This is a genomic window from Thermosphaera aggregans, from assembly GCF_014962245.1.
Lineage (GTDB): Archaea > Thermoproteota > Thermoprotei_A > Sulfolobales > Desulfurococcaceae > Thermosphaera > Thermosphaera chiliense.
Genome location: NZ_CP063144.1, coordinates 327,548 through 347,436, shown reverse-complemented (window position 1 = coordinate 347,436; position 19,889 = coordinate 327,548). Strand labels below are relative to the sequence as shown.

Below are 19,889 nucleotides of genomic sequence, written 5' to 3'. Positions count from 1 at the left end.
ACCACCCCTAGATCAAGCCTATTTGAGCCGCCACGTCGCTGGCCTTGTACTCCGGAGCCAGCTTGACGTAAGCCTTCTTCTCCCCCTTAGGGGTTACAAGTATCCTGACCTTTTCAACCTTAACGTTGAACAGTGTTTCAACAGCCCTCTTCACATCCTGCTTGCTAGCGTTGATATCCACTATGAAGGTTAAAGTGTTCTGCTTGTCAATCATGCCCAGGGCTTTCTCGCTCTGAACAGGCCTCACTATTATGCTGTAAAGCCTTTCGGTCTCACTGCTCACAGGAACACCACCTCGAACTTCCTGGCAACCTCTTCGAGAGCTGTCTTCGAGAAAACTGTAAGCCTCCCGGGCACCCCGCCGGGCGCCAGGTGCAGTATCCCCAGGTTCCCGGGTGTCGCAATATCCACGCCAGGGAAGTTTCTAACAGCCTTGGCAAGCGGCTTCTCATAGCTTGTGAGGACGAAGAGTATGCTCTTAGGCTCAACATACCTGCGCCCCCTCATCTTGCCCTTACCAGCCCTGATCCCGGTGCCCTCCTGGCTTCTGACAACATCATCCCATAAGCCTAGCTTTGAGAGCCACTCCCTAGCCTGCTTCGAATCGCTTATCTTCTCCTCGGCATCATCCAGGACTATGATGGGGAGCGTGTCAGCTGTGAACACATGCCCGCGGGCTTTAACCAGCTCAATCCTTGAAGTAGCCGCTAAAGCTGAGGCTATCGCGTAAACCCTCTCCTTCTTGTTAACCTCCTCGTGAAGCTTTCTCTCAGGCGTTGGCGGGAATGCCAGGTGCCCCTTCCTAGTGCTAACCACGAACCTGGCCGTTCCATTGGGGAGTCTCGGGACTCTCGCAATACCGTAGCCAACTCCCCAGTACTTGGCGGTTGTCCTCCTGCCAGCCATCGGGTCCCTGCCCTTAGGCTGGAGCATGGCTGTGAAAGCTGAGAGGAAGGCCCTCCTTATCAAGTCCTTCCTAACAGGTAGCTGGAACACCGGGGGGAGTTCGATACTGCCGGCCTCACCCCCCTCGGTGTTGAAAACCTTCACCGTTAACCTGTCAACCTGCCTGGGAACCATTAAAGTCCAAGTCATGGGCTACCACCTAAACACCTTGCTTACTCTCAAGGTTTAAGTACGTGATCCTGGGAGGCTCTATCGGGAGCCATGCAGGAGGTCTAACAGGGTGTCTCAGTATCAACAACCTCTTGGCAGGGCCGAACACCGTGCCCTTCAGCATCAAGTAGGGTCCGTAAACGAGGCCGTAGTGTAGGAAGCCGCCGCTGGGCGTTACCTCAAGACCGTTCAACCCTATCCTGAGGACACGCTTGTTGTAGTCGGTTCTACGGTGGAATCCTGTCTGACCAGCCTGCGGAGGCTCGCTCATTGTTCCGAAAGCAGGGCTCCTCGACCCTATCTTCCTAGCACCCTTCCTGTGCTTATGCCATCTCGGAAGCACTTTCACGCCAAACCTTTTCACCACGCCCTGGAAGCCCTTGCCCTTGGTAACCCCTATCACATCGATGAACTGTCCCTCGGTGAAAACATCCTTAGCCGTTACCAATCCGCCGAGAATGCTCTCCCCGTACTTCACAACTTCCTCAACCTTTCCCCCGCCTATCTTTATCTCAACGATCTCAGGCTTCTTCTTACCGAAGCCTGAGAGAACAGGTATTGTTGAAGCCAGCGCTCTAACCTCGACAACGTTGCCGGTGAATACTTTCTTGAAAGCCTCCTCCCAGTTGGTCTCCACGAACTTGAACCCGTACTTACCTGTTGGATCAGGTTTTACAAGGCCGTGGTTGAGCTTCCTAAGCCCCTGCAGGTACTTCCTGACAACGCTGTCAACACTGTCGGTGAGCAAGGGGTTCTTGCTGTAGTATTCCTCGTAAGCCCTCCCCACTGCTTCAACAGGGCTCCTCCAGGCCTCGCCGAGGGAGACGAGGCCTCCCTGCTCTCCAAAACCGTAAGCACGTAGCCCAAGGATAACCATGGGCGGGGCATCCAGGATGGTTACGGGCGTGAAAACCTCCTTACCCGTGAAAGGAGTGTGAGGCCTGTCCTCAACCATTAAACCATGGGTCATGCCAGCCTTGTACGCGGCGAAGCCCAGTAGCACAGGCTTCGACACTACACCGTGCTTCTCAGCCTCCTTCCCATACTTCTCCAGCACCAGCTCAGCCCATGTTTTAACAGGCCATGTCTTGACGCGGGGAGTCAGCTCCTCCGCTCTCTTCCTCGGTCTAACGCCAAGGCTTCCGCGTCTCGGCGCGTGCAGCTTTCGATGACCCATTAGCTTCCACCTTCATGGATGGATTATTATACAGGTTTTAAAGCATATTGTTCAATCTAATTTTTCAGATCCTTTTTAATTTTAAAGCATGGTTTACTAGTCCAAGAGTTATTATTAAAGCCTCCTCCGTTCTCACAGTTTTAACTTTTTGACCGGGCACAGTGTTCCACACGTCTCCAAGCTCCTCGAGCCTGAGCCCCTCAGCACCAGCTATATCGTGAAGCCCTCTCCCCGGGGATCCGAACAGTATTAAAACCCTGCTACTGGATGCTAGGGCTGAGAGCTCGTCGAAGCCTGGGACACGCCCATACCTGCTAGTCGCCACGATCCTCGCATCCCTGTTGCCCTCTACAAGCTGCTTGAAACTATCCGTGAACCGGAGCTCAGGCCCCTTGTAGAAGTCCCTGTCCACACACTCAGCAATCTTCTCCTCGGGATCCACTATCCTGATAACTGTCAACCCCTCCCTGCACTCACCGGTTGCGTCGAAAACCCTTGAGGAGTCAATATATACTTTGAAGCTCCCGCTCTTCTTGAACACGTATCCAACTCTTTCATCCCCGGGTTTGAGCCCGCGGGGGACGTCGAACCATTCCAGGCGGATGGGAGGGAGGATTCCAACATGCTTCAGGACGGGGCTTCTCGGCACAAGCCTCCTTCTCAGGTAGGGGGGTGTGAAGAAGTACTCCCAGTGCTTCCTGATCAGCCTAACATACTCCCTGTGCGCAGAGAGATCGGTCTCGAAATCCTTGTAGAAGAATGCTCTTGAAACCCCGAAAATCCCTAGGATCCTAGCTACTTGATGGATCCTGAGGGTTTTTAAAAGAAGGGTTGACTCCACCCGGAGAATGCTCGTGGGGACTGCAACGTCTACCTCGGTCATTTAAAACCCTATTGCTTCTCCTTAGCCTGCTTCTCCCCGGGCCTGACTTTTTCCTTGGTCATGAAAATGGTTGTTCTCTGCCTACCGCCCATCAGCCAACACCTCTCTGAAACCACTGAGAGTTTTTAATGCTTTGAAAGGGTTTTAAATCACGAGCTGTTTAAGCCCATGGGTGTTTTAACCCTTAATAGAACGGGAGCCGCCTCCTCAGTGTTAACGTAGAGTGCTTCCCCAATCCCCAGCTTCATGATGCGCTGTGCGTATTCAGCCCCAACCCCTGTCGACTTAACCACTTTCTCAACGTAGTCAGCGTCAAGGGAGCCGAAGAATACAAGGTTTGAAGCATTCTCAAGTATTTCTCTCGGAACATCCCCAGGGTTCTGAGTAGCTATTACAACGCCAACCCTCCAGCTCCTCCCCTCCTTAACCAGCTCGACCAGTGAGCGGAGCCTGCTAACCCTCCACGCCTCATCGATCACGAGTAGGTTGCTGAAGCCCTCCCTTCTTGAAAGCCCGTTTCTCAAAACCCCTATCACGATGCCAGCGTACACGTTTTGGAACAGTATGCTCCTGCCCTGGAGCTGTAAAAGCACGTTCTCCTTGTGAATGCTTTCGAGAAGCTCGTATCTCGGAGGCCTGTTGAAAAGCTCGAACAATGGGAGGAGCACTGAGCCCTCGCCCCGGTGGAGGAGAGCGGTGATCCCTGATCCCTCGACTAGTTCAAGCGCTTCGAGAACCCTGCCAGGATCCGTGTTCAGGGAGGTTGACAAGGAGTCAACCACTATCATCCTCCAGTCAGCATCGCTCAGCCAGCGGGGCTTGTGGGCAAGGTTCACCACAACATCCTCGGGGGTTAAAACCCTCGTCAACCCCTGGGGGAGGTACTTTGCCAAGTCTCCTTTGAAGTCTATGGAGAGGGTTTTCAACTCGTCGAATACGCTTGCAGACTCTATCAAGGATGCGAGCAGAGCTGTCTTCCCCCTTCCGGTTGGGCCTATGACAACCATGTGCTTGTAGAGTTGTTCGACAGGTATTTGAACAGGCCTGTTATCCCTCAGGTCAACCCCTAGGAAGACACCGTCCGTGAACACGCTCTTCTTCTCAGGAGGGAACGGGTGTATGAAGCCAAGCCTCCTCGATTCTGAAACAACGGGTTGTATATTGTTGAATGCTTCAAGGTTGAGGTCCAGTCTTAAAATCCTCACCAGCTCGCTCTTCGAAGCCCTCCTCAGGGTTAAGCCGTAGTATGTTTTGAAAACTCTTGAAACAGCTGACTCATGGTATTCGAGAAGAGACCTAGCCTCCTCCACGCTCCTTGCGAACACCCTTATCTTGACCAGGAGGACGGTGCTGGTGAAGGGTTCGCCTTTAAGCAAGGCCTCGTAGAGCTTGCTCAGGACTTCAAGCTTCACCCTGTGCTTAACCCTGCTGTGCTCATCCTGCGACCCCTCCAGCTTGACCCTGGTGTTCAGGATCTCGTTGACAAGCCTTCGGGCAAACCATTTCAAATCAACCTCATCCTTGACAATCCTTACCTCGGAGTTAACCGGGAGCTTGTCGAGTATTGAGGCAAAGGTTTCAACATACTTTCTCGCCGAGGACTCGTTGAAATCCCTGACAGAGTAGTCCACGCTGTCGCAGACAAGGATCCTGGACACGATCACTCCCTTCTCCCCAAAGAGTGTAACAAGATCCGGCGGCTCTATTCTCAAATCCCCGCTCACGAGGCCAAGGCTCGACTTAATCCTCTCTATAATCTTCAACACCAGCCCACCTTGAAACAAGCTCGAGGAAAACCGCTGTTGAAGCAATAGCTAAAGCAGCACCATATTCACCGTTCAGAAAACACGCTAGGGCCAGGATCAGGGATAGTGCTGTTAGAAGTAGCCGAGGATTTCTCAAACCCCTGTGAAAAACCTTGCCACGCGTGGTGAGACACCTCCGAGAAGTCTTGCAACCGTTAGTGAAATAGTTGCAAGCATGGCTGTGTAAACTAGCGGAAGGATCATCAGGTCGACAACTGCGAGGGAGACCCAGTATATCATCGACTCCGGCTCGAGAACGTTGACATCTATCAGCGATGCAGTGAAGTAGTGCTCGTCGACGAATGGTCTAGCATACCCTTTAAACCACGCGTTAACAGTTATGTTTGACACGCCTGAAGGTATTTCGAAAACGGTTTTCAACAAGCTTAAACCGCTCCATGAAGCGTTAACCCATCCCTCAATCCTTGAATTGTTGACAAGGATTACGGCGTTGTCCCCGGACTGTATGAATGCTTCAACGCTGCAGGAGCCTCGTGTTTCAACAACCACGACCGTGCTGTTCCCCTCCTTGGAGTACGACACCGGTTTAGCCTCGCAGTTGAAGAACAGTATCCTGTTAACCCCTATGGAGGCCGCATCCGGCAGCTTCAGGGAAGCGTTGACCATTCCGTTGACAGCGTGCTTCGAAGGGTTGAACACTACCATGTACTGCTTGTCGGCGAACCCGAGGACAAGGGTGTGCTCAAACCTTGGGAACCCGCCGCTGTAGAAGGATTTGTAGACAGCTCCTTTCTCGCTGACAAGGTACCTGTAGATTAAATCCCCCTCCGGCCCGTAACCCTCAACGACTGCGTAGCCGACGGGGTTGTTGAACATGTCCTTGAAGAGTAGGCTGGCCGTGTAAACCTCGCCCTGGTTGTACGGGATGGGGGGTGTTCCCTGCGAGACTTTTTCAACGAAGACGGGCATTAAGGGCGCAGCGGTTGAGAAAACTATTGAAACCGATATCACCGCTGCCCCCACGCTCCTGGTTAGCCTGAAGGGGACTGCGTGGAGCATTATGCCGAGAGCTATCAGCATCTCCCTCAGCCTGTTAACCACACTGCTGGCGGTGTAGATGACTATGATGGTTGTTGAAACAGTTGCGAGGTGGCTTGCCAAGGGGCTTATCAACCCTGTCGAGATGAAGGATAGCCCGGACCTGCTGAGGAGTGAGCCTATGATTTTCAAAACACCTATCATGGCTAGGAGCTCGTTAAGCCTTGTTAAAACCCACGCGGTGTAGTACTCCCAGTCAACCCCTAGGAGGACGCTTAAGTATTCCACGAGCCACAGGAGGATCCTGAACGAGAAAGCAAGGATTGCGGAGTAGATGCCGTCCATGATTAAAGCGTTAGCAAGCTTTTTCAAACCGTAAACAGGTATTGGGAGGGCTTTGAGCAGGACGCCGAGGTAGTATGAGAGTACTGAGAGGTAGAAGGCTGCTACGAGAAAGTCCATGGGCAACCCGTTGCCATAGCGCTAGGTTAAACCGTGGGGGGCGGGGGCATCGGCTGGTAGACCACTGATACCACGTACGATATGGCAGCGAACACTGTAGTGCCCATTGCAAGCCAGAATGCAGCCCACACAGTATCCTCTATTATCCTCGCACCAGTCTTCTTAACCCTTATAAACGGTAGTGGAAGGCCTTTCAAAACCCAGCCGACAGCCCAGGAAAGCATGAAAACCACCCATGCTAACCCAACAATCGCCAGGGTAAGGTTTCTCACAAACTCCAGCATGTCCAAGCCTGACACCGTATGTATCGCATTTAGATTACGAGGCGGGTTGGGTGAAACTTACGGGATAAAATACTGTTTTCCAATCAAAGCTCTCAGGGAGATAGGTGTTGCTGATTGAGGATGTGGCCTAGGGTTGCGAGAATATACTGGGATCCATGGCGGAACATACCTGTTGTCAAGCCGAGGCAGGAGGAGATAGACCTTTACTACGTGGTGAGGCTGTCGGAGCCCGGGGACGCGCGCCCAGCCTTCCAGGGGGATCTTGAGAAGCTGGAGAAGGCTGTAACCCATGAGTACGGGAGCCCCGAGCTATACCGCAGGTTTTTCGAAAACCAGTTCGTGCTTTTAAACAAAACCCCTCACTGGGACCATATGTGGGAAGTGGTTGCCTCAGGCAACGTCCTCGGCCAGCTGTACTACGACCCGTTCCGGGAGAAGTGGAGGTTCAGGCTAACCTACTCGGGAGCCGTGCTCGCCCTCGAGGAGAAGCTTGTCAAGGATCAAAGGGTTGACGGCCCAGTCTACACGGGCAGGGTGGTGGAGGCCTCCGGGGTTAGCGACAACCAGGTCGTGGTGGTGGATTCCAGGAACAGGATTAGAGGCCTTGCTGAGAAGTACGGTGACAAGCTCGTGATCGTTAAAACATTCCACGACAAGTCAAGGCCAGTGGAGACCAGCGGGAGGGCGGCTAGCATTCAAGACGTGTTGAAGCATAACGAGGAGGGGTTGAAAACCCTCGAGGAATCTTCTAAGAGGTTTCTCGAAAAGCTTCACGCAAGGTACAGCCTGCCCGTGATAATATCTTACAGCGGCGGGAAGGACAGCCTGATAGCGCTGGACCTGACCGTTAAAGCCCTGGGCGGGGGTGAAATGGTTTTCAACGACACCGGGCTCGAGCTCCCGGAAACCATCAGTAATGTCGAGGAAGTCTCGGAGAGGTATGGGCTAAAGCTTCACGTAGCGTCCGCAGGGGACGTGTTCTGGCGGGGCGTTGAGGTCTTCGGCCCCCCGGGGAAGGATTACAGGTGGTGCTGCAAGATCGCGAAGCTGGTTCCAATAGCGAGGTTGACAAGGGCCCTGTGGCCTAATGGAGCGTTCAACATTGTCGGCCAGAGAGCTTACGAATCGCTCGACAGGGCTAAGAGCCCCAGGGTGTGGAGGAATAAGTGGATACCACACCTGGTGACAACATCCCCTATACAGTACTGGGGGCAGCTTTCCGGCTGGCTCTACATTTTCAAGTACAACCTCCCCTTCAACAAGCTCTACTTGAAGGGTTTCGACAGGCTGGGATGCTTCCTATGCCCCTCGAGCACTCTCGCAGAGTTCAAGGATGTTGAGGAAACATACCCCGAGCTCTGGGAGAGGTGGAGGAGGCTTCTCGAGTACTGGAGGAGGAGCTTGAACCAGCCTGAGGAGTGGGTTAAGCTTGGATTGTGGAGGTGGCTGACGCCTGCTTCAGCTAAGAAGAGGATTGCACGGCATGTTCAAGGATACAGTATTGACTGGAGGGATGAGTATAGGAGGAGGCTTCTCGCAAGCAGCGTCAACCTTGCACCCGTCTCGAAAACCCAGGGGGAGGAAGGGTTGAAACTATTTTTCAACAGGAAGGTTGTCAGCGACGGGTACAGGAGTGTTCTGAAAGCTAATACGGAGGGAATCGGCTTCTCATACGGGGAGGGAGATGGCGTGGTCGAGATCTCAACCCCTAACACTAATATTATTATAAAGGAAGATATGGTTGAGGCTAAGCCCTTCGCCCCTGGCGAAAGCCTTGAAGACCTTGTCGATGTTTTAAAAATAATCTACAGGATGTACGGCTGTGTTAAATGCGGGAGCTGCATACTGTGGGCTCCGAGAGGGGTTGCAAGGCTCACTCCCCAGGGACCAGTGCTCGAGAGCAGGGTTGACGAGAAGGTTAGGAGGCAGTATCTTGAATCCTGCCCTATAAGCGATCAGCTGGTTGAGAAGGTTGTTGTCCCGCTTATACTGGACAGCCCGAAAGCTTTCAAGAGGCCTTCGAGGAAGCGGTTGAAGTTCAGCTAAGGGCTATGCTGGCGGGGCGGGTAGGCCTGGCTCCTGCTTTAGGACTGCTTCTTCGCGTCAATGTACTTCTTCGCTTTCAAATACTTCTTCTCGCTCTCATAGATCTCGCTGAGAAGGTCGCCGCCGCTGCTGACCTTGGAGAGTATTCTAGCAGCCTCGGAGGCGCCGACGCCTCTTGCTGAGAGAGCTAGCAACGCTGTCTTCCCGTGCTTGTAGAGTATTATGGCTCTCTTGGCAAGGTCTTCGAGAAGGGCTTGCTCACTACTGGTCAACCTCTCACCTCTCCTAGCCTTGGCGATAACCTTTTTCTCCTCCTCCCCATCAGTCTTGACAAGGGCTAGCGTAGCGGTTTTGCACTTGGGGCAGACGTACTTCTCCATCTTTGCCAGCTCCCTAACCGTCCCGGATACCTCGTACCCGCATCTTATGCAGAGGAGTCTGGCACGCCTGTTGAAAAGCCTCTCAGCATACTGCTCCCTGTCTAGGGTTATGATGGAGGATGCGACCGGGATCTCGATGTATCCTAGGAGCTCCAGGTGTCCCTGCCCAAGCTTCTCGAAATACCTTGCCTCAACCCTTACATCCCCCCTCGCAATCCTCTCAGCCAGCTCTGCTGCTGAATCAATATCGTAGTCTTTAACCAGCACCTCCCTGAAGGCTTCATCACCTATCACGGTGTCTACAAAGGCTTCGAGCATTGTCTTGGAAACCCTTGTTTCACCAGGGGTTATCGCGCCGAACCTCTGCCCAACCTGGAATATCCTCCAGTAGAGAGCCTTCCCGTTCCTCGCAACCTGTTTGAGGAAGTCTCTATCAAGATAGCTCCCCAGCCTTGCCAGCGCCTCCTGGACAATCCCGGTCACCTCTCTCGGCGTGTGGTATCCTTTTATCCTTAAAACCAGCGTGTAGGGTGATGAGTATGATTCAACATCCACGTGTGGGAGCCGGTTCTTGAGAACGGTTGCCAGGATTTCCCTTAAAAGGTTGTTAACCTTGCTTCCACCGTAAACAGTGACGAGTACTGACCGCAACTCCTCCACGTAGTCCACGCATATCTTCTCCCAGCCGCAGAGGTCTTCGGCAACCTCAACCCTTGTCCTCCCCGGGGCGGAGGCCGCATAGTCGCCGGGTATTTCCCCATGGGTTTTCAAGTAAGTGATAAGCCTGCCCACCTCCTCGGCGACGTCGTATTCAACCGGTATGTTCTCCCCTTCCCAGTGGGGTATTAGGGCTTCCTCAATGCTTGCAGCTGTTTTCTCAACGTACAGCTTGGCCTCGGCGTCATCGTAGCCTACAACCCTCCACGCGTTGCCCCCGATTATGATGGTGTCGCCGGGGTTCACGTTTAAAACCACGTACTCCTCGTTTAAACTCCCAATCCTCCTGTTGCTCGCAGCCTCGACGACCATTACATCCCTGCTGGAGGGGATCATGGAGGTTTTGTAGAGGTAAATCCTTGTCTTCCTGGTGTGCCTGAGGATCCCGGCTTCTTCTCGGAGTATCCTCGTGTAAACCATGTAATCCACCAGCTTCTCATACTCCTCAGTTGTCAAATCCTTGTAGAGAGGGTGTTGCTTTATCTCGGTGTAGAAGCCCTCCTTGCTGAAGCCTTCTTTGAAGAGGAGTGATTCAACAGCCATGGCGTAGGCTAGGACGTCGAGAGGGGAATATATTATCTCTTCCTTCTCAATCGCTTTCTCAACCGTTCTCTTAGCGAGCACTAGGGATTCGAGGAAGTGTATGGTGTTATCCATGCTTAGGACAACGCCCTTGGACTCCCCCGTGAGCCTGTGCCCGCTTCTGCCAACTCTCTGCGTGAGCCTGGTAGCCTGCCTGGGCGACAGGTACTGGATTACGAGGTCTACGTGGCCTACGTCTATGCCGAGCTCCATGCTCGAGGTTGAAACCAGTGCTTTAACTTCACGCTTCTTAAAGGATGATTCAACGCTCTCTCTGTGGCTTCTCGAGAGGCTACCGTGGTGTACTTCAACCCTTAGCCCGGGGAGCCCGAGCTTCTCAGGGATGGTTTTCAACAGGGAGCCAAGCCTCTCCGCCAGGGATCTCGTGTTTACGAAGATTAACACTCCCGCGTGCTTCTCAACGAGCTCTATTATTCTCGCAATCCTCGCAGCCTGTTTCTCATCGCCGATAATATTTTTCACCTGGAAGCACAGGTCGCTGTTGCACTCTGGCACCTCTACTGTGATGCTCATCTTCTTAACCGTTGAGTCCTCTACAAGGCTTGGCTTCTCCCCCCATGCAAGGATCTCCCCGGCTCTCTCAGGGTTTGAAAGGGTTGCTGACAAGGCTATTTTCACAAGTCTCCTCCCAAGCTTCTTCTCGAGCAGGAAGCTTGTCGTGAAGGCGAGCAACCCTCTCTTGCTCTCGAGGAGCTCGTGGAACTCGTCGAAAACTATGAACCTGAGGTTTGCGAGGCTGGGGGCGAGCTTCTCGTTAACCATGATGTAGTTGAAGTTCTCCGGGGTTGTGACGAGTATGTGGGGCGGGTTTTCAAGAATGGCTTTCCTAACTGTTTCAGGGGTGTCGCCGTGTTTAAGCGAGATCTCGAGGCCGAAGCATTCTGCAAGCTTTTTCAAACGCTTCTCAATATCCCTGTTAAGCGCTCTAAGCGGGGTGATATATATGCATGCAATAGGCTTCAACCCCTGCTTAAGGATCGAGTACATCACAGGGATTACAGCAGCCTCGGTCTTACCGCTCCCGGTCGGGGCAACTATGAGCGTTGAAGAATTCCTGAGAGCAATGCTTTCAAAACTCCTCCTCTGAAGCTCGGTGAATCTCTCATAGCCAAGGCTTTTCAAGCACTCAGCAATCTTCCCAGGCATTTCAACATCCAAGCATACATATCCATATAACCCTTTTATCCTAATAAGGGCGAAGTTGGTGGCGGAAAAGCTCTCAGGCAGATCTCAGCAAAGTCAAAGCGTTTCCTGACTCCCACCCTACTCTTACTTGGGTTCCTCCATTCAATGGGATTTGAGCAACAATTTACTGGAATGAATGCGTGCCATGGAGTAGGATTAGGGTTGAGTATGAAAGCGTTAAACTGCCAGGGATATATGTTGACGAGCTTGCCGAAATTTGCGTGTTGCTAGGTATGTCCCTGCCTCAGCGCCTCTCGCTAATAGTACATGAAACCTACCTAGCCGTGAAGCAGGCAGATGAAAACGTGGACAGGAAAGCCGCCGAGAAGATTAAGGAGGAGGTTAAGTTGCAACCTAGCCCTTGGCAGTCCGGCCTCTACAGCACGTTCGAGCGGGGATGGAGAGGGGGGATAAGACCGCCTCCGTAACGGATGCATTAGGGTTCCCCCTAAACCATGCTATTAGCGGAAACCTCGGTTTTTCGGGAAAACCCATAGCGAAGCTCTTAAACCCACAGCGACAGAACAACAAGTAGAAGCAATTAGAAAAGACTAAAAGAATTGCGAATCCCTCCACCTGGAGCACTACGTAAAGTGCATTAACCTCTTCGCTGGTCATCCGCTGATGAAGGCAGGGACGAGTGCGGTAGATTACAGCGGGAAGTGCATGTTAACAGTAAGCGGGTTGAAATACATTTTAGCGAAATTTGACATGCCGATGGACTGGGCTTCACGCACAACGCTATATTCGACTACGTGCACGATCCTGTACCCTCGTTCCCAGGTGCGTGACGCGGAAGTACTACCAATCACCTTCTTTCACGCTTCTGCACTGGGTAGAGATTGTAAGGGCATGACCACCCTCTACGCTATAATAAGACACTACGACATCCACTACAGCGGAGAAGTCAGCGTTGCCTGGCTCCTGGACGGGTCGTTTTGGAGCGACAACTCCGGGCACATAGCGGTCGTAGTCCTCTTGGGAAACAAATACATCGGCATTCTAGATCCGGCCGGCAGGGTCATGCTCAAAGGCACACCTAGGGAATCGTTTACACGGTACAGTGAGGAACGGGAAGAACACGGCGGGATAAAAACGGCCAGGCTCTTCTATGTAGACCTGAACGGAAACATTAGAATAGACGTTGGGGACTTGCTGGAAAACATAATAGCTTTCATCGAAGCGAACTACTAAGCCTGGTGTGAATCACTTTTTATCGAAAAAGTGATTACTAATGGTCAGGGGGGATGCTTGGAGAATCAAGCCTGCGTGAAGACTACCCGTGAATGTATTGTGGCAATATTGTTTATCTCCTTTATCTTCCTCATGGGAGAGATATCGTTGTGGAGTGAGAACAACAAGCTGCAAAAAACTCTATATGATATTACACAGACATATGAAGACTACACCAGCTTCGATAGAGCACTGCAGAGGTTTTTAACACTTGAGGAAGTCCAAGCCACGAAGCAGTATGTAGAAGTGGCAGGTGTTTCAACCTATAGTGGTTGGGAGTCCTATGAGAGGCTCTACGAATGGGTTGTCTCAAATATTAAGTACGCTTACGACCCGGAAATCCCCGTTCCAGTATGTGAAAAGAGCTCGGAGTGCTACTTTGTCTATAGACAAAATTATGTTCAGCCACCCTCTTTTACACTGCGCCGTGGGCAGGGCGATTGTGAAGACATGGCCCTACTGTTATACGCAATGATGAAATACTATGATATTTACTATCTTGGGAAAGAATATCGCATCTGGCTAGCCGATATAGATTTTAAAAACTTCAAGAGCGGGCACGTCGCCGTAATAGTGCCAATGAAGGGAGGATATGTCGGAATATTAGACCCTGCAGGCAAGTTCGTAGACGTTGGCCCCGTAAAATATGTTCTCGAAAAATATGATGACTGGTGGAGTGATGAAGGAGGAATTAAAACAATTACTCTCTACAGAGTAGAAGTCTTGAGAGGAGAATATTACGAGGATGCCAGTGGATCGTTTGGAGACATAGTAGCATATATTATCAAGTCAGTTACATAGGTGTGGACGGGCCACTAGGAGAAGTATTAGCTTTCATCAGCGGACTATTAGAGTCGGTGCGGGGTGTTTTCACGTACTTAATGTCTTCCTCGTGCTGATAAAGGTTGAAAACCCTTTTACACATATGTGAGTCGCGGATGCCGCCACGTACATGACGGAACTTCATGGGAGTATACGTGTTGAAGTAGTGGGATTGTTCAACAAGCTTTTGAAAAGGTTCTAAAGCATTCGAAGAGGGTGAACTTAGGCGTTTTCCTACTGCATGGTTTCAAGTTTCTATAGGCTTCCTATTACTAATACCCCACGAAGTATTGACGCATGCTCAAATTGAAAAACGAAGTATCCAGCTGGTGTTCTAATTAGTATTCTGGGAGATCGTGAGGCGCTACTTGAAGAGGGTGGAGAGTCCGCGCCTATTCACATTAATCAACAGACAGGTATGGAACGTGATATATGCCTTCATAGAGCGTTATCTAAAAAAGAAAACGAGTCCAGATAACATAAGGCACTCCTACGCCTGACAGCTCTCCAAGATCAAAACCTTAAGGTGCTTAGGAGCCTGCTGGGTCACGGCGACTACAAACCCTTCAGGTATTACCTAGAGGAGAATCAAGAAGTGTTATCTCGGGTCCAGCACCCATGAGTACGTTGCGAATCTTAACTACTCGAGGGTTTCGAGCTCTGAGGAATCATCGATAACGAGGCCGGCCTGTACGAATACGCTGGATCTATAACTAAGATCTGACCGATGAAAGAGAGAATCACGCACCGAGGAAACACTTATACTAAAAACTCTATCACCATAAATTCGTCATGCAATCACTAGAGGTCTTGCTTTAAGGAAGCGATCACAGCATGGTTAACCTTCGGTGGTGTAGTCGATTTCCACCCGTCCCCTCTCAATGAAGCCCTCTATAACGGCTGCTACCACATCTTAAGTTCTTCGCTTCTTAGATAATACCACTCCTTTCTTCTTCAACCACGCGAGTACCTCAGGGAAGGTGGCGGGGCCTGCGGTCTTGGGTTCTTTCCACTCATTAGACACGAAGGTTATTACGAACCTTCTAATACCGCCTTAAGTATCCTCATACACCTTGATCTTGACTGGCACCACATCAATGTACTTCCTTACCCTAAAAATCCTGCAGCCCTTGTGCTTAAAACTCACAAAAGCATACTTCTTAGCATAGTTGAGAATGCTCTCCACATCACACTGATCATTCGCTCCCATACCTTATCACTCATTAAAACTAGAAGGATGGATAAAAGTTATCAATCCCAAGCATATATTATCCTGAACAATTACAATGTTTTAAACAGAACGGTTGTGCACGTGATTCAAGGGTTGAAAGGGATTAGGCTTTGAACACGAGGCTTGCATACGCTCTAATACTCGCCAACACCTTGTTCCCTATTATTCTTGAGCTCGCAAGCACCGCCAACCCTCTCCGCTTCTACGCTTCCCTGGCGAGAATACTTGTCTTAGCAACATACTTCACCATCCTTCTTCTAGCGTCCAGGAGGGTTTACGCAACCGTCCTGAACACTTTTTTACTTTCCCTGTTAACATATGATGGTTTTAAAACTCCCCTGGAACTCTTCTACGCGATCCCCTTGTCAATAGCTATTCTCTACTTCTCATGGTCTAAGAGGCTAGTGGTTTTAAGCCTGCGAAGAGAAGCTGAGGATTTTAGGAGCCTGCTCGCCTTGATCAAGGGGGTGCGGCGCCACGGTTCGGCTGGGTTGGCGCCCTTATTTCTTAGCTCAGCATCCGTCTCCCTCTCGCTGGTTGCTGTGGTGTATTATATTCTCGGAGCATCGGTCACGCCTCTGATGATTATTGCATGCCTACCCTTCTCCATGGTTACAGGGTTCTCACTGCTTTTAACCGAGTATTCTCCTCGGAGGACTGTTGAACTAGGCTTGGCATCCGGGCTGAGCACTCTAGCACTGATACCTCTCGTGCTTGAGGCTTCTCACCAAGCTGGTGGAGAAGAGGTCGTGTTAGCAGGCAGTAAGCCCTCCGCAATGTCCCTGAACCTTGGAAGAGCTCTAGCACAGCTTGAACACGGCCTCCCGGTTGACGAATACAAGGGTTTCCCCCAGAACTGGGTGAGCCGCAACCAGCCTTGCTGGTATTGGAGAAGGGTTCGGGGCGATATCAACCTGCCTCTTCAATCCATGATCAACACTCATGTAGTGATCGCAGGGGCCTCGGGGACAGGTAAGTCCCTCCTTGCTAGAAAGCTGTCAAGGGAGTTTTCAAGAATGGGGAAAACAGTCCTGATCATAGACCCGCACGGAGAGTACAAGCCCGAGGACGCAGGGCTTGCTGAAGCCAGGATTGTGGACGCATCAGAAATCTTCCTAAACCCTCTCGAGCTCGGGGGCTTAAGCCCCTTGGAGAAGTCTAAGGAGTTTTCCCAAACCCTTGCAACCCTGTTCGGTCTTGGACCGCTTCAAAGGATTGCACTGGAGGAGCTCCTGGTTAAAGCGTATTTGGAGAAGGGTATCGATGTCAACGATCCCTCGACATGGGGTTTGCCACCCCCCAGCCTGCAGGATCTTGAGAAAGCCTGTGCTGAACACTTAGATCCTCCAGAAGAGTTTGCACGGATATGCCCCTACGTGAAAATGCTTGCACGCTACTTCCCGAAACAGTCTCCTGTGCCGCTTGCCTCGCTACTAGACAAGCCGGTTATACTCAGACTTAACAATGTGGCCAGCGACTTCTCCCGGGCAATCCTTGTTGAAACCCTCCTCTACTCAATACTTTCAGCCATGTACGGCAGGAGGCTGGGGGACCTGGTTATAGTTGTCGACGAGGTCAGGGCTGTTCTCCCGGGCGGGGTTGGCGACAGGATATTGTCAAGGCTTTTTTCCGAGAGCAGGAAGTTCGGGATATCCCTAGTGGTCATTTCTCAGGATGTTAAAAGCATTCCGAGAATACTGCTCAGCAACGCTGGGTTGAAAATATTCTTCAACATTAACGAGCCCGAGAGCCTTGAGTACGCTGTTAAATCGGTAGCAGGTGTTTCAACAAGCGATAAGGAAATGGCTGTTTCAACAGCCCTGATGAACCTGAAAACCATGGAATACCTGGTCGATATTGCAGGTTTGAACAAGGTATTTATCGCCAAAAACCCCGTATCAACCCATAGATAAAACAAATCGTAATCATCTGTAACGGGTTTTCGATTCAAATACGCAGACTATTCTTCCATCTCTGCTCCGGGGAGCTGCATCAGGGTGGTGAGCTAAGCGAGATCCTGTTTTAATCTCTCGCCCGGCCCTTGAAAAAGCGAGCCCCTTTCCATGATTTCAATAATCCATTGGATACGCAGTCCCTGAACCCAGTGCTCACTATTTTGAATTAACACTTAATTTTACACTAGTTATTTGAAGCCACGGGTCCGGATTGAAAAAAGTAAGACTTCGAAACCATTTTAGAGAATATTCGCACTAAACAAGCCCATGAAGATTTTGTAAGAAAAAGTTTCGCGAAAAATTAAGTCTTCTTCCTCCTGGTTAGTGAAGCTGTTGCAACCACTCCAATAATTCCGAGTACAGTGATCATTGCGAGAATCATCTCGAGACCGGGGCCTGTGGTAGGCATTGGCGGGTTAGCTAGAGGCAACCAGTCAGCATTGTTTTCATCAATCTGGAACGGGCTGTCGCATACTCCATCACTATCGCCATCTTTGCAAGTATCGCTGAACCCTGTCCCGTACGGGTTGCCCCAGTAGTTTCCGCCGAGATAGTTGCCTCCAACAATATTCCTCTCAGCAACCCTAGTTGTATTCCAATAATTCCTGCCCGCATCCTCAAGAACTACGTTTATTGAATTATTGAGAATATTGTTGAATATCATGTTGTATCCTGACGAGGAACGCACGTATATGCCGCTAAAGGTGTTTAACGAGATAGTGTTGTTTACTATTATGGTTTTGTTTGAAGCTACCAGCTCGATGCCATCATCACCATTAGACGATATAGTATTACCCGATATCTCATTATAGTGTGAAGAATACAGGTAAATGCCGTCAAAAGTGTTTAACGATATAGTATTGTTCACTATTGTGATTTTGTATGAATTACTTAGGCGGATACCGTACACACTGTTTGACGATATAGTGTTACCGGATATTTCATTAAAGCTTGAGGAACCGATGGAAATGCCGTATTGGTTCAATAATATAGTGTTTCCTACTCCCTTGTTATTGCTTGAACCCGCCAGCTCGATGCCGTCTTCGCCATTAGATGATACAGTATTGCTTGATATCTCATTATAGTGTGAAGAATCCAGGTGGATACCGTCCACATCATTTGATTCTATAGTGTTGCCTATTATCGTGTTATTGCCTGAATCCCGCAGGTGGATACCGTCGCCGTTATTTAACGAGATAGTGTTACCGATTATGGTGTTAATGTATGAATCGCCGAGGCGGATGCCAAACACGGTGTTTAATGAGATAGTGTTACCGGATATTTCATTATAGCTTGAAGAATCCAGGTAGATGCCGACGTCATTAGATGTTATATTGTTACTTGTTATTTCGTTATGGTGTGAACCACGCAGGTAGATGCCGTTGTCATTTAGTGATATTACGTTATTCACTATTTTGCTTTCAGCTACATCAACCAGGTAGATTCCATAATTGTATTTGCTTATCTTTAGATTTCTTATGGTTACGTTGTATGCATTCATAACCCTTACTCCCTGTGCTCTCTGCCCGATTCCAAGACCCTCTATGCTGAACCCGTTCCCATCAAGTATGACCTCGTTTGCGAAGATACCGATGCAGTAGTCTTTCCCGGATTGTAGCCCGTAGATGTTGCCTGTGAGCACGTACACACCACTACTCCGTATGTCCTGGCATCCCTGAATCTCCAGTGCAGACACAGGCTGCCAGTGAGGCATTATCAAGAACAACATGAACAGTAAGAATACTAAGCCGGGAAACAGCCTCCTCATACTGCTCCCCAACAACCAGCTCAATACAAATACGGATTGAAAGCATTTAAGTCTTTAAGAGCGAATTTTAGACAAGCCATAACGCTTTAGTATCTCTGTGGATGAAACAGTTGTAGCTGAATGCTTACCCATCGTTTTCAGAGACTACTCTGCATGGTGCGGGATAGCCTGCGAGATGTTGGACGTGTTGCAGCATAGGGGTGTGAGCAAGGTCCGCTGAGATGATTAGGTGTTTGGTGGAGAACTCTGCAACGGGTTGAAACGTGAAAGCCTTGACTGCTCGAAACTATTCAGCCACGGGGCCCGAAGGGCTTTGGGATGCGAGAAGTTAGGAGCACCCTTGTTGAAAAGCTGGGAACCTGTTGATGAGTGCGCGGTGGAGATTGAGGAGTAGAAGGGTTAAACAAGGTATTTATTGCCAAAAACCCATATATCAACCCCTAGCCAGCTGTGGGTGGTTGGGATGCTTTTAGAGGAGGAAGAGGGAGAGGTTTTCGAAGCAGAGGAGGTGGAGGCTGAAGCTGTAGAGGAAGGGGAGGAGAAGGAGGTTGTTGAGATAAAGGTTGAGCTGCTTAAGCAAATGCTCAACATCAGTAAGATGTGGCGTAGAGTGCTTTCGGGAGAGGCAAGCATTGACGAGTTGAAGGAGACCGCTTCTTCAAGAGCCGTTTTAAAACCTGCCCCCCGCGCTCCGCGGGGCGGGAGGAAGAAGGCTTCAACCACTAAGGAGAAGTCAAAGTCCAGGAGGAAGGGGAGAAGCGGTAAGAAGCGGAAGGCTAGAAAGACTGGGAAGTAACATCCACTTTCTCGAAACCAATTGTTTTCAACGCCTCAATAATAGTGTTTAGCTCCACCCTTCTGTCGAAAACTATTTCAACACTGTCTCCCCCATTCCTCAGCAGTCTAAGCTTTTGGATAACCGTCCTTCCCTCAAGGGATTCCCTCGGATCCTTAGGGACGAATATGTAGTCCTCGAACCTTCTCCTGGAGTAGCTGTAGTATTCCTCGAAGCTTGCGACAATCCTGTACGCCTCGCTTAAATCCCTTGTCGAGCCCTTCACATCCTTGATAGCTGTTAGAAGCCTTAACGCGTCATCCCTGCTGAGCGTTACCCTCGCGCTCCTAGCTATGTCTATGACTACCTTAACCTCTTTCATGAATCCCACACTTAGGTTTAAAGTAGTGAAAGGGTTATAACTATAGGTTACCTTAGAAATAATTGC

General features: G+C 50.4%; 20 protein-coding genes. 8 read left to right on the top strand and 12 right to left on the bottom strand.

Annotated elements, in window-relative coordinates:
• Positions 1-7: 7 nt before the first annotated feature.
• From IMZ38_RS01990 to cedA1, 8 genes are all read right to left on the bottom strand, one after another.
• Positions 8-283 carry a 50S ribosomal protein L23 gene (locus tag IMZ38_RS01990; protein ID WP_193436523.1) on the bottom strand — a complete coding sequence of 92 codons (276 nt, stop codon included), beginning with the start codon at positions 281-283 and terminating at the stop codon, positions 8-10.
• A complete protein-coding gene (rpl4p, locus tag IMZ38_RS01985) occupies positions 280-1,095 on the bottom strand; it encodes a 50S ribosomal protein L4 (RefSeq protein WP_193436522.1) in 816 nt (271 codons plus the stop codon). Before rpl4p ends, IMZ38_RS01990 begins: the two co-directional genes overlap by 4 nt.
• Before the next feature lie 10 nt (positions 1,096-1,105).
• The gene (locus tag IMZ38_RS01980) at positions 1,106-2,293 is read right to left on the bottom strand and encodes a 50S ribosomal protein L3 (RefSeq protein ID WP_193436521.1); all 1,188 of its coding nucleotides are present in this window, start codon (positions 2,291-2,293) and stop codon (positions 1,106-1,108) included.
• 64 nt (positions 2,294-2,357) lie between these two features.
• Positions 2,358-3,176, bottom strand: coding sequence for a putative RNA uridine N3 methyltransferase (locus IMZ38_RS01975; protein WP_193436520.1), 819 nt, complete (start codon positions 3,174-3,176; stop codon positions 2,358-2,360).
• Positions 3,177-3,325: 149 nt separating this feature from the next.
• Positions 3,326-4,939 (bottom strand): ATP-binding protein, encoded by a 1,614-nt coding sequence (locus IMZ38_RS01970; protein WP_193436519.1) that lies wholly within the window; start codon positions 4,937-4,939, stop codon positions 3,326-3,328.
• Positions 4,917-5,078, bottom strand: coding sequence for a hypothetical protein (locus IMZ38_RS01965; RefSeq protein ID WP_193436518.1), 162 nt, complete (start codon positions 5,076-5,078; stop codon positions 4,917-4,919). The genes IMZ38_RS01970 and IMZ38_RS01965 overlap by 23 nt, the downstream gene beginning before the upstream one ends.
• Positions 5,075-6,448, bottom strand: a complete 1,374-nt coding sequence (locus tag IMZ38_RS01960) for a hypothetical protein (protein WP_193436517.1) — start codon at positions 6,446-6,448, stop codon at positions 5,075-5,077. Before IMZ38_RS01960 ends, IMZ38_RS01965 begins: the two co-directional genes overlap by 4 nt.
• A 20-nt stretch (positions 6,449-6,468) precedes the next feature.
• A complete protein-coding gene (gene cedA1 / locus IMZ38_RS01955) occupies positions 6,469-6,726 on the bottom strand; it encodes a DNA import protein CedA1 (protein WP_193436875.1) in 258 nt (85 codons plus the stop codon).
• A gap of 120 nt (positions 6,727-6,846) precedes the next feature.
• Between cedA1 and IMZ38_RS01950 the strand changes: the two genes are divergently transcribed.
• Positions 6,847-8,772, top strand: coding sequence for a phosphoadenosine phosphosulfate reductase domain-containing protein (locus IMZ38_RS01950; protein WP_193436874.1), 1,926 nt, complete (start codon positions 6,847-6,849; stop codon positions 8,770-8,772).
• Between the two features lie 38 nt (positions 8,773-8,810).
• Here IMZ38_RS01950 and IMZ38_RS01945 read toward each other — a convergent pair whose 3' ends face one another.
• Positions 8,811-11,630 (bottom strand): DEAD/DEAH box helicase, encoded by a 2,820-nt coding sequence (locus tag IMZ38_RS01945; RefSeq protein WP_227410899.1) that lies wholly within the window; start codon positions 11,628-11,630, stop codon positions 8,811-8,813.
• Between the two features lie 167 nt (positions 11,631-11,797).
• Here IMZ38_RS01945 and IMZ38_RS01940 point away from each other — a divergent pair, with 167 nt between their 5' ends.
• From IMZ38_RS01940 to IMZ38_RS01930, 3 genes are all read left to right on the top strand, one after another.
• The gene (locus tag IMZ38_RS01940) at positions 11,798-12,085 is read left to right on the top strand and encodes a hypothetical protein (protein ID WP_193436516.1); all 288 of its coding nucleotides are present in this window, start codon (positions 11,798-11,800) and stop codon (positions 12,083-12,085) included.
• Between the two features lie 424 nt (positions 12,086-12,509).
• A complete protein-coding gene (locus tag IMZ38_RS01935; RefSeq protein WP_193436515.1) occupies positions 12,510-12,851 on the top strand; it encodes a hypothetical protein in 342 nt (113 codons plus the stop codon).
• 30 nt (positions 12,852-12,881) lie between these two features.
• Positions 12,882-13,691: a transglutaminase-like domain-containing protein gene (locus tag IMZ38_RS01930; protein WP_193436514.1), complete on the top strand. Its 810-nt coding sequence runs from the start codon at positions 12,882-12,884 to the stop codon at positions 13,689-13,691.
• Between the two features lie 1,075 nt (positions 13,692-14,766).
• Here IMZ38_RS01930 and IMZ38_RS01925 read toward each other — a convergent pair.
• On the bottom strand, positions 14,767-14,922 hold the full coding sequence (locus tag IMZ38_RS01925) for a hypothetical protein (RefSeq protein WP_193436513.1): 156 nt from the start codon (positions 14,920-14,922) through the stop codon (positions 14,767-14,769).
• A gap of 131 nt (positions 14,923-15,053) precedes the next feature.
• Between IMZ38_RS01925 and IMZ38_RS01920 the strand changes: the two genes are divergently transcribed.
• Positions 15,054-16,856 carry an ATP-binding protein gene (locus IMZ38_RS01920; RefSeq protein WP_193436512.1) on the top strand — a complete coding sequence of 601 codons (1,803 nt, stop codon included), beginning with the start codon at positions 15,054-15,056 and terminating at the stop codon, positions 16,854-16,856.
• A 343-nt stretch (positions 16,857-17,199) separates the two neighbouring features.
• Here IMZ38_RS01920 and IMZ38_RS01915 read toward each other — a convergent pair whose 3' ends face one another.
• Positions 17,200-18,690: a right-handed parallel beta-helix repeat-containing protein gene (locus IMZ38_RS01915; RefSeq protein WP_193436511.1), complete on the bottom strand. Its 1,491-nt coding sequence runs from the start codon at positions 18,688-18,690 to the stop codon at positions 17,200-17,202.
• 73 nt (positions 18,691-18,763) lie between these two features.
• On the opposite strand from IMZ38_RS01915, the gene IMZ38_RS07350 reads away from it, so the two are divergent.
• The 3 genes from IMZ38_RS07350 (at position 18,764) to IMZ38_RS01905 (ending at position 19,462) form a co-directional block, all read left to right on the top strand.
• Positions 18,764-18,886 (top strand): hypothetical protein, encoded by a 123-nt coding sequence (locus IMZ38_RS07350; protein WP_264409085.1) that lies wholly within the window; start codon positions 18,764-18,766, stop codon positions 18,884-18,886.
• A 9-nt stretch (positions 18,887-18,895) separates the two neighbouring features.
• On the top strand, positions 18,896-19,060 hold the full coding sequence (locus IMZ38_RS01910; RefSeq protein WP_193436510.1) for a hypothetical protein: 165 nt from the start codon (positions 18,896-18,898) through the stop codon (positions 19,058-19,060).
• A 69-nt stretch (positions 19,061-19,129) separates the two neighbouring features.
• Complete coding sequence (locus IMZ38_RS01905; RefSeq protein ID WP_193436509.1) at positions 19,130-19,462, top strand: hypothetical protein; 333 nt, start codon at positions 19,130-19,132, stop codon at positions 19,460-19,462.
• On the opposite strand, the gene IMZ38_RS01900 is transcribed toward IMZ38_RS01905, so the two are convergent.
• Positions 19,443-19,823, bottom strand: coding sequence for a hypothetical protein (locus tag IMZ38_RS01900; protein ID WP_193436508.1), 381 nt, complete (start codon positions 19,821-19,823; stop codon positions 19,443-19,445). The genes IMZ38_RS01905 and IMZ38_RS01900 overlap by 20 nt on opposite strands.
• Between the last annotated feature and the right edge of the window lie 66 nt (positions 19,824-19,889).

What these genes read in the sequence shown, in the direction of transcription:
- rpl4p (WP_193436522.1), bottom strand. Translation starts at nt 1,095, where the DNA reads ATGACTTGGACTTTAATGGTTCCCAGGCAGGTTGACAGGTTAACGGTG.
- IMZ38_RS01980 (WP_193436521.1), bottom strand. Translation starts at nt 2,293, where the DNA reads ATGGGTCATCGAAAGCTGCACGCGCCGAGACGCGGAAGCCTTGGCGTT.
- IMZ38_RS01975 (WP_193436520.1), bottom strand. Translation starts at nt 3,176, where the DNA reads ATGACCGAGGTAGACGTTGCAGTCCCCACGAGCATTCTCCGGGTGGAG.
- cedA1 (WP_193436875.1), bottom strand. Translation starts at nt 6,726, where the DNA reads ATGCTGGAGTTTGTGAGAAACCTTACCCTGGCGATTGTTGGGTTAGCA.
- IMZ38_RS01950 (WP_193436874.1), top strand. Translation starts at nt 6,847, where the DNA reads ATGTGGCCTAGGGTTGCGAGAATATACTGGGATCCATGGCGGAACATA.
- IMZ38_RS01935 (WP_193436515.1), top strand. Translation starts at nt 12,510, where the DNA reads ATGACCACCCTCTACGCTATAATAAGACACTACGACATCCACTACAGC.
- IMZ38_RS01925 (WP_193436513.1), bottom strand. Translation starts at nt 14,922, where the DNA reads ATGGGAGCGAATGATCAGTGTGATGTGGAGAGCATTCTCAACTATGCT.
- IMZ38_RS01905 (WP_193436509.1), top strand. Translation starts at nt 19,130, where the DNA reads ATGCTTTTAGAGGAGGAAGAGGGAGAGGTTTTCGAAGCAGAGGAGGTG.
- IMZ38_RS01900 (WP_193436508.1), bottom strand. Translation starts at nt 19,823, where the DNA reads ATGAAAGAGGTTAAGGTAGTCATAGACATAGCTAGGAGCGCGAGGGTA.